Here is an 8,417-nt window from a genome sequence, read left to right on the forward strand (position 1 = left end):
CCCGAGCGCCGTCCGCCCGGAGGGGGCGGGCGGCGCTCCGGTGCGGGCGGCCCCCGGCGGGCGCGCGCCGCGCCGGGCGGCCGGTGGCCGTCAGTACGGCCGCTCGCGGGCCAGCACCCGCATGTGCAGCCCCTTGGGCATCAGCGTCACCTTGGCGGCGGCCCGCACCGGCCGGGTGTGGGCCGGGATCAGCCGCCAGCGGGAGATGATCGCGGTCAGGATCAGCGCGGCCTGCGCCATGCCGAAGCGGTCCCCGATGCACTTGCGGGCCCCGGCGCCGAAGGGGATGTAGGCGCTGCGGTCGGCCGGCGGGGTCAGCCAGCGGTCCGGCTCGAAGGTGTCCGGCTCCTTGTACAGCTCGGGCAGCCGGTGGATGAGATACGGGCTGTACCCGACGGTCGTGCCGGCCGGCAGCACCACCCCGCCCAGCTCCGTGTCGCTGGCCACCGTGCGGGTGGTCATCCAGGCCGGCGGGTACATCCGCAGCGATTCCAGCAGCACCCGGTTGGTCATCTCCAGGGCGGTGGGGTCCACCAGCACCAGGGGGGTGTCGTGCAGGGCCTTGCGGGCCTCCTCGTACAGCAGGATGTCGAGATCGGTGCGCTGGGCGAGCAGGTGCAGCGACCACGCCACGGCCGCGGCCGTGGTGTCCGAGCCCGCGTAGAGGAAGATGATCACCTGGTTGACCAGTTCCTCGTCGGACAGGGAGTACCGGCCGCCCTTGCTGTCCGGATCGACGGCGTTGGCCAGCGAGGAGAGCAGATCGCCGTGGTCGGTGGTGGCCGCGCGGCGGGCCGCGATGATGTCGAACACGGTCGACTTGAGCCGGTCCAGGGCCCGCCGGTAGCGGCGGTTGGCCGGGACGGGCAGCCGGTTGAGCGTGGCGGGGGTGACCGCGCGCCGGAAGATGCCCTCGCTCAGGGTGATGAAGTCGTCCAGGATCTGCGAGGCGACCTGCGCGGGCAGGGTGCGGGCGAACATCGTCTCCACCGCGACCACGGCCGTCAGCCGGGTCAGCGCCTCGGTGACATCCACCACCTGGCGGTCCTGCCAGGACTTGGCCAGGTCCTCGGCGAGGTCCGCGAACGCCACGTTGTACCCGGGGAAGCGGTCCGCGTGGAACGCCGGCTGGCACAGCCGCCGCTGCCGCCGGTGCATGTCGTGCGGGCAGCTCAGCAGGCTGTTGCCCGCCACCTCACGGCCCCGCTCGAACAGCGGCCCGCCCTTGTCGAAGATGCTGTCGTTCAGCAGGACCTGCCGGGTCAGCGCCGGGTCGCAGACCATGACCACCGAGCGGGTGCCCATCCGGATCCGGACCAGCTCGCCATGGGTGGGCAGCGACGAGACGAAGTCCAGCGGACGGCGTACCAGCGGCACGGCGTGCCCGAGCAGCGGCAGGGCGCCCGGGGCGAGGGGGAGAGAGGTTACGGCTGTCACGGATGCACCCCTGCTCCACCGACAGGCCGCCCACACCCCATTGGGCCCCGCGCACGGGAGCATTGCCGGTGGCGCGCGCCCGGGGCGTTCACGCCCCTCGGGCCCGGGGCGCCGCACGCGGTCAGGGCCCCGGACCGGCGCTCACCGCCCGCCAGGCGGCGGCCAGCGGCCGGGAGCAGAACCGGAACGCCGGGCCGTGCGCGGGCAGTTGCGCCAGATAGCGGTCGGCACGCGCCAGCTCCCGCATCGCGTACCCGCGCAGCCGCGCCGCGTCCCAGCCGTCCGGCCAGAAGTCGACGCCCCGGCCCAGGTCCTCGCCCTTGTCCTGGTAGATGTTGACCGCCTGGAGCGCCCGGCCGTAGCCGACGCCGAGGGTGCGGTCCGAGCGGGTGCCGTCGTACCAGCTCCACAGATCGCTCAGCAGCAGGACGAGCGTGCCGGCCACGGCGTACGTGTAGCGGTCGAGATCGCGTTCGGTGTGGATGCGCCAGCCGTGCAGCGCCCAGCCGCCCATCCGTTCCGCCATCGTGGCGAACGTCTCCCGGATCCGGGGCGCGATCTGCGGCGGGGCCAGCTCCGCCCACTCCCCGATGCGCAGGGTGACTTCGGGCAGTTCCACCGAGCAGTCGGCCAGGACCGCCTTGAAGTCCTCGGGACGGCAGCGCTCTTGCAGCACGGCGCTGATGCCGCACAGCAGAACGTCCTTCTCCTTGGGCGGGAGTTCGGGATGGTCCTCGATCTCGTCGATGGCCCGCATGAGCAGATAAGCCGATGAAAGTGCTTCGTTCAGTCCCGCCGGCATCGTGGTCACCGGCACGTACCAGGTGGTGCTGTACTTCCGGATGGCCCGATGCGCTTCCAGCAAAGCAGCGGTCATCGCCCTAATCCCCTACGCAGTCATGGGCACTTTAGCGCCTTCTGGGCCAGCTTGCGTGAAGCGCCCGACAGGTGATGAGTGTGCACGGGGGTGGCGTGGTGACTCCGCGGACCGGCCGCGGCGGAACCGGAGCCGCCGCTTCACTCTCCGGAGTGGTTTGCCGAAAGGACCGCGGGCGGAAAGGCGTAAGGGTCCGCACCAGCGTTTTCCCAGGAGAAGCCCCATGGCCTTCCCCGGCCCGGCCGCACCGCCCGCCCTGCCCGTCACCGCCCGCCGCCATCCCGAGGCCGCCCGGTTGACGCGGCACGCCCAGGCGTGGGCCGAGCGCTTCGAACTGATCCACGGGGCGGAGGACGCCCGCAGGCTGGCCCGCGGCGCCCCCGCGGAACTGGCCGCCGCCATGCTCCCGGACGCCCCCCGGCCCGAGGCGGAACTGGCCGCCTGCTGGATGACGTGGACCTTCTTCCTGGACGACGCCTACGAGGAGGGCCCCGGCGGCACCACCACCGCCTGGTCGGCGGTCACCGACACCTTCCGCCCGCTGCTCGCCTGGCAGCCGCCGCCCCCCGGCGCCCCGCCGCTGTTCCGCGCGCTCGGCGACCTCATGGACCGGCTCCGCGTCCTCACCTCACCCGCCTGGCGGCGCCGCTTCAGCGGCCACCTGGCCGACGGGCTCGCCGCCGTCCGCCGCGAGATCGAGCTGCGGGACGCCGGTGTCCCGCCCACCCTGGCCGAGTACCGGACCCTGCGCCGCGACACCAGCGGCTTCGTCCCCACCCTCGACATCCTGGAGGTGTGCCACCGGGCCGAACTGCCCCGGACCGTCTACGACGCGCCCCGCTACCAGGACCTGCTGCGGGCCGCCATCGACACCAACGCCTGGAGCAACGACCTCTACTCCCTGGACAAGGAGGTCGCCTGCGGCCTGGTCACCAACCTGGTGCTGATCCTGGAACACGAACGCGGCCTGACCCGCACCGACGCGCGCCGCACGGCCAGCGCCATGATCGAGGAACGCGCCGCCGACCTGACCCGCGCCCTGCACCGGCTGACCCCGGGCGACGCCCCGCTCGCCCGCTGTGCCACCGCCGTCGCCCACCTGGTGGCGGGCTGGCTGGAGTGGCACGCCCGGGGCACCGACCGCTACACGGCACCCGCCCCCGGGTGCGCGCCGGTGCCCCCCGCCCGTACGGATCCGGACCGGCTGTCCGGCCCCCGCGCCCCGGGTCGCGCCCACGGCTGACCGCCCGCGTACCGCCGCACACCGCGGAGGGGGGAGACTGGTTCCATGCAGCCACGCAATATGTCCATGAGCGGAGCCGTCGATCTCTCCGCGGTGAAGGCCGCCGCCGAGGCGAAGCAGAAGGCCGAGCAGGCCAGGGCCCAGCGGGCGGCCCAGCCGGAGGGCCAGGGCGCGGCGGCCGCCCGGCTGGTGATCGATGTCGATGAGGCGACCTTCGAGCAGGAAGTGCTCCAGCGCAGCGCCGAAGTGCCGGTGGTCATCGACTTCTGGGCCGAGTGGTGCCAGCCCTGCAAGCAGCTGAGCCCGGTTCTGGAGCGCCTCACGCAGGAGTACGCGGGCCGGATCGTCCTGGCGAAGATCGACGTCGACAGCAACCAGATGCTGTTCCAGCAGTTCGGGGTGCAGGGCATCCCGGCCGTCTTCGCGGTCATCGCCGGCCAGGCGCTGCCGCTGTTCCAGGGGGCGGCGCCCGAGGCGCAGATCCGCCAGGTGCTCGACCAGCTGATCCAGGCCGCGGAGGAGCGGTTCGGCATCGTGGGCGTCCCGGCCGGGCCGGCCGAGGGGGACGGTGACGGGGCGCCCGCCGCTCCCGAGCCGCCGTCGAACCCGACGCTGGCCGCCGCCCATGCCGCCCTGGACGCCGGGGACATGGGGGGCGCGATCCGCGCCTACGAGAACGTGCTGGCCGACGAGCCGGCCAACGAGGAGGCCCGGCTGGGCCTCGGCCAGGCACGGCTGCTCGACCGGGTGCAGCACGCGGACGCGCAGCAGGTGCGGCGCACGGCGGCCGAGCGTCCCGACGACGTCGCCGCGCAGCTGGCCGCCGCCGACCTGGACCTGGTGGGCGGGCATGTCGAGGACGCCTTCGGCCGGCTCGTGGACACGGTGCGGCGTACGGCGGGGGAGGACCGGGACGCGGCGCGGGTGCGGCTGCTCGAACTGTTCGAGGTGGTCGGCCCGGAGGACCCCCGGGTGACAGCGGCCCGGGGGGCGCTGGCGCGGGTGCTCTTCTGAGTCATAGTCTGTTCATCTGCTGAACCGTCGCGGCGGTCGCGGTTTACCAAATCTTGGTTATCGCGACCGCCGCTACGTTCTGTGGTGTGTCTCACGGTTTGAGCGGGCTGATGTCCAGTTCGGGTCGATGCGGGGGCAGTTGCCGTCCTTACTCTCCGTACTCCGGTCGGAATGGTCAACAACCCAGTGCTACAAGGCATTTACCGACTGGTAACCAACCCCTTGTGCCTTTCGGTGAGATGCACCACGATCGGCCAGACCGGTGGAGCCATGACCGGTCCGGGCGTCAGGGGGGTACCCGCCACTCAGGCGGCGGGTCCTGATACCCGGGGAGACCGTGCTGTCGGCGGTCAGTGGCTGTCACCGGGGTGCAGCCCGGTGGCTTTGCTTCTCCCCTCCTGGCCTCCAGGCGGTCCACCCCGGAAGGGGGCACCCCCGGACCACCGGGTGCCGGAGCCGGAGCAGTTCGTCCGAGAAGGAGGAAAGTCATGGAGTCACAGCCTCGCGGCGGCACCAGATGGAAGCGATTCGGTCTGGTCATGGTGCCGAGCGTGGCCGCCACCGCCGCGATAGGCATCGCGTTCGCCCAGGGGGCGCTCGCGGCGTCGTTCGCTGTTTCGGGACAGCAGTTCAAGGTCACCACCGAGGTGCTGGACGGGTCGGGGTTCACCCAGTACGGGGCGGTCGACGTCAGGCATGACGGCGAGCGCATCCCGGTCGCGGTCTCGTCGTTCGAGAGGGCGACGATCACCGGTCTGTGCCAGTCCGTCGTGGTGCCCACCCCCTTGGGCAACATCAGCGTCAAACTCACCGCGGGCAACGGCGACAGGAAGGTGGAGGCACAGAACCTCTTCATCGACATCAACAACCTGGACGCCAACGCCACCTTCACCAACATCGACATCGGGGTGAGCGCCGACCACACCAGCAAGGGCACGGGTCCGGCCCAGGGGGACGAGTACGTCCCCGGCTCGTTCGCGCAGCAGGCCGACCGGGCCGTACTGAGAGACGTCAAGCAGACGGCCTGGGCCACATCGGCCGGTACCTTCAAACTGCCGGGGCTCAGCCTGAGTCTGCACCGCGGCAAGAACGAGTGCTACTGACGGAGTGAGGTCCGCCCGGGGCAGGAGGCAGCACCGCTCCCGGCTCCGGGCCGGCCCATCCGAGCACCACCCAACATCATCGCCGGGTCCGGTCAGCGCAGGGCCGCCGCCCGGTGCCACGCCAGGGGAGCACCGCGCACATGAGCACCACCACCCAGGAAGAGAACCGGACCTCGCGCCTGGCCAGGGCCAGGGTGGCCTTCCGGCACTGGCGCTGGCGCCGCCCGTTCTGGGCCGGTCTGTTCACCACACTGGCCGGGCTGCCGATCGTGTACTTCCCGTACGCCACCGTCACCATCGCGGATCTCACCATCAGAATGGCCACCACCGCCGGGGCCGGTTCGCTGGTCATCGGGGCGCTGCTGATCGTGCTCGGCCAGACCATGTGGTTCCAGCCGCACTCACGGATATTCTCCGGCGTGGCCTCCATCATGCTGGTGCTGGTCTCCCTGGTCGTCTCCAACGTGGGCGGCTTCGGCATGGGGTTCCTGCTGGGGCTCATCGGCGGCGGGATGAGCATCGCCTGGGCGCCGGGCGAGCCGGTGACCGACAGCCCCGCCGACCCGGTCCCGGACGCCGGCCCGGTCGCGGTCTCCGGGACGCCCCCCGCCCCCGCGCCTGCGGTGGCCGGACCCGGCCCGGTGCCCGGCGTACCGGGCGCGGTGCCGGGCCGGGTGTCCGGCACGGGCAGTGCGCTCGCCGGTTTCGCGGGCGGGAGCACGGAGCGGGGGAGCGACCCGGAGAAGGAGAAGGACCGTGTCGAGTGAGGAGATAGCCCCGGCGGACGACGCGGTTTCCGGGCGGCACGCGGCACCCCGCAAATCCCTGCTGCGCCGGCTGCACATGCCCATCTCGCTCGCGGCGATGCCCTCCGCCGCCCTGCTCGGCATGGGCCTGACCTCCTCGCTGGCCAAGGCCGACCCGCAGGGGGAGAACCCGTTCTCCGGCGCCGCCTGCGTCGAACTGCCGGACCAGCAGATCACCGAGATCCAGGACCCGCCCGCCGAGGAGCCCCCGGCGGAGGAGGAGACCACCGCGGCCGCCGACGAGGCCGCGGAGCGGGAAGCGGCCGAACGGGAGGCGGCGGAGCGGGAAGCCGCGGAACGGGAGGCCGCCGAGCGGGAGGCGGCGGAACGGGAGGCCGCGCGGCGCGAGGAACCCGACACCGTCCCGGACCCGGAACCCGGCGCGGACACCGCCGGGCCGGCCGACCCCGACCCGGACCCGGAGACCGCACCCGGCCAGGGGGACGCCGCCGCGCAGCCCCCGGACGCCCCGCAGGACCCCGCCGCGCCGGACCTCACCGACCCGGCGCACCCCGAGTACAACCCGTGGGACCCCCTCGGGCTCGGCCCCGCCCTGGAGCAGTTCGGCCGGGACGTCGCCGACTTCTTCACCCCGGGCGGCAAGCAGCAGCCCCCGCCGGAGGAGACCGCGCCGGAACCGCCCGCCGAGCCGGCCCCGGAGGCCGAGGAGAGCGATCCGGCGGAGGCCACCAAGCCTCCGCAGAACCGTTCCCGCGACCCCAAGGACGAAGCCGGGACGGCGGAGGAGGTCCCCGTCCCGGAGGAGCCCGAGGAGCCGGACGAGCCGGACGACGAGCCCGCCGGCACCGCGGACGGCGACACCGCCGGGACGGCGGACGACGGGCCGGGCGCCACCACCGGGGCCGGGGAGGAGGACGCGGACGCGCCGGAGGACGAGCCCGGACGCGACGTGGTGCACGACCCGGCCGCCGACGACGCGAAGCCCGGCCTGCCCTGCCCGGTGGAACTGCGGGTGCCCGGCACCGACGAGCGCACCCCCGTCGTCATCGCCGACAACCCCTGGTACCTGGAGGCCACCTCGCTCACCATGCGCGGCCTCGAATACCACGGCGTCGTCAACGTCACCACGGCCAACGGCACCGTCAAGCAGGCGCTGAAGTTCACCGCCCGCGAGGTCGACATCGCCGATCTGCACCAGATCATGGAGGGCGCCGACGGGCTCCAGCACCATGTGGCCACCGCGCCCGGCAGCGTCTCCACCTTCCGGGAGGGCACCGTCACCATGTACACGGAGAGCATGACCGCCCGGCTGTTCGGTGTGATCCCGGTGGAGTACGACGCGCAGCACCAGCCGACGTTCGACCTCCCCTACGCCCACTTCACCGGCGTGCGCCTGACCCAGGCGGCGCAGTTCGGCGGCACCCTGACGATGACCGGCATGCGGCAGTACATGACGGGCCGCTGACCGCACCCGGCGCCTCGGGCGGCACGCCGCGCGGCGGTGCCACGACAGAGCCCGGACACCGCCGACGGCGGGTCCGGGCTCATGGGGCGGCGTACCTCCCCCCACCGCGCGGGCGCGGCCGGGAGGTACGCCCGGGCGTCACACGCCCTGCTGACCACCCAGGTGGTGCACCCGCACCATGTTGGTGGTGCCGGCCACGCCGGGAGGCGAACCGGCGGTGATGATCATGGTGTCGCCCCGGTGGTACCGGTTGAGCTTCAGCAGCTCCGCGTCCACCAGCTCCACCATCTCGTCCGTGTGGCTCACCCACGGCACCACGAAGGTCTCCACGCCCCAGGTCAGCGTCAGCTGGTTACGGGTCGAGGGGTCGGTGGTGAAGGCCAGGATCGGCTGGACGGCCCGGTACCGGGACAGCCGGCGCGCGGTGTCCCCGGACTTGGTGAAGGCCACCAGCGACTTCGCGTCCAGGAAGTCCGCCATCTCGCACGCCGCGCGCGCCACCGAACCACCC

8 protein-coding genes are annotated in these 8,417 nt (G+C 72.9%); 5 read left to right on the plus strand and 3 right to left on the minus strand.

Going from position 1 to position 8,417, the window contains the following annotated elements:
• Positions 1–90: 90 nt before the first annotated feature.
• Together ACFV5N_RS20905 and ACFV5N_RS20910 are read right to left on the minus strand one after the other, a co-directional pair.
• Positions 91–1,437 carry a cytochrome P450 gene (locus ACFV5N_RS20905; RefSeq protein WP_385601940.1) on the minus strand — a complete coding sequence of 449 codons (1,347 nt, stop codon included), beginning with the start codon at positions 1,435–1,437 and terminating at the stop codon, positions 91–93.
• Positions 1,438–1,558: 121 nt separating this feature from the next.
• The gene (locus ACFV5N_RS20910; RefSeq protein ID WP_385601943.1) at positions 1,559–2,314 is read right to left on the minus strand and encodes a squalene/phytoene synthase family protein; all 756 of its coding nucleotides are present in this window, start codon (positions 2,312–2,314) and stop codon (positions 1,559–1,561) included.
• Positions 2,315–2,537: 223 nt separating this feature from the next.
• Between ACFV5N_RS20910 and ACFV5N_RS20915 the strand changes: the two genes are divergently transcribed.
• The 5 genes from ACFV5N_RS20915 to ACFV5N_RS20935 all read left to right on the plus strand — a co-directional run bounded on the left by ACFV5N_RS20915 (position 2,538) and on the right by ACFV5N_RS20935 (position 7,906).
• A complete protein-coding gene (locus tag ACFV5N_RS20915) occupies positions 2,538–3,557 on the plus strand; it encodes a terpene synthase family protein (protein ID WP_385601945.1) in 1,020 nt (339 codons plus the stop codon).
• Between the two features lie 45 nt (positions 3,558–3,602).
• On the plus strand, positions 3,603–4,571 hold the full coding sequence (locus tag ACFV5N_RS20920) for a tetratricopeptide repeat protein (RefSeq protein WP_385601948.1): 969 nt from the start codon (positions 3,603–3,605) through the stop codon (positions 4,569–4,571).
• Positions 4,572–5,059: 488 nt separating this feature from the next.
• Positions 5,060–5,674, plus strand: coding sequence for a DUF6230 family protein (locus ACFV5N_RS20925; protein ID WP_385601951.1), 615 nt, complete (start codon positions 5,060–5,062; stop codon positions 5,672–5,674).
• 140 nt (positions 5,675–5,814) lie between these two features.
• Positions 5,815–6,441 (plus strand): DUF6114 domain-containing protein, encoded by a 627-nt coding sequence (locus tag ACFV5N_RS20930; protein ID WP_385601953.1) that lies wholly within the window; start codon positions 5,815–5,817, stop codon positions 6,439–6,441.
• Entirely contained in the window at positions 6,431–7,906 is a 1,476-nt protein-coding gene (locus ACFV5N_RS20935; RefSeq protein WP_385601956.1) for a hypothetical protein, read from the plus strand. The genes ACFV5N_RS20930 and ACFV5N_RS20935 overlap by 11 nt, the downstream gene beginning before the upstream one ends.
• 138 nt (positions 7,907–8,044) lie before the next feature.
• On the opposite strand, the gene ACFV5N_RS20940 is transcribed toward ACFV5N_RS20935, so the two are convergent.
• A partial coding sequence (locus ACFV5N_RS20940) for a pyruvate kinase alpha/beta domain-containing protein (RefSeq protein ID WP_385601959.1) occupies positions 8,045–8,417 on the minus strand: 373 nt, incomplete at its 5' end.

Source organism: Streptomyces sp. NPDC059853, assembly GCF_042731495.1.
GTDB lineage: Bacteria > Actinomycetota > Actinomycetes > Streptomycetales > Streptomycetaceae > Streptomyces.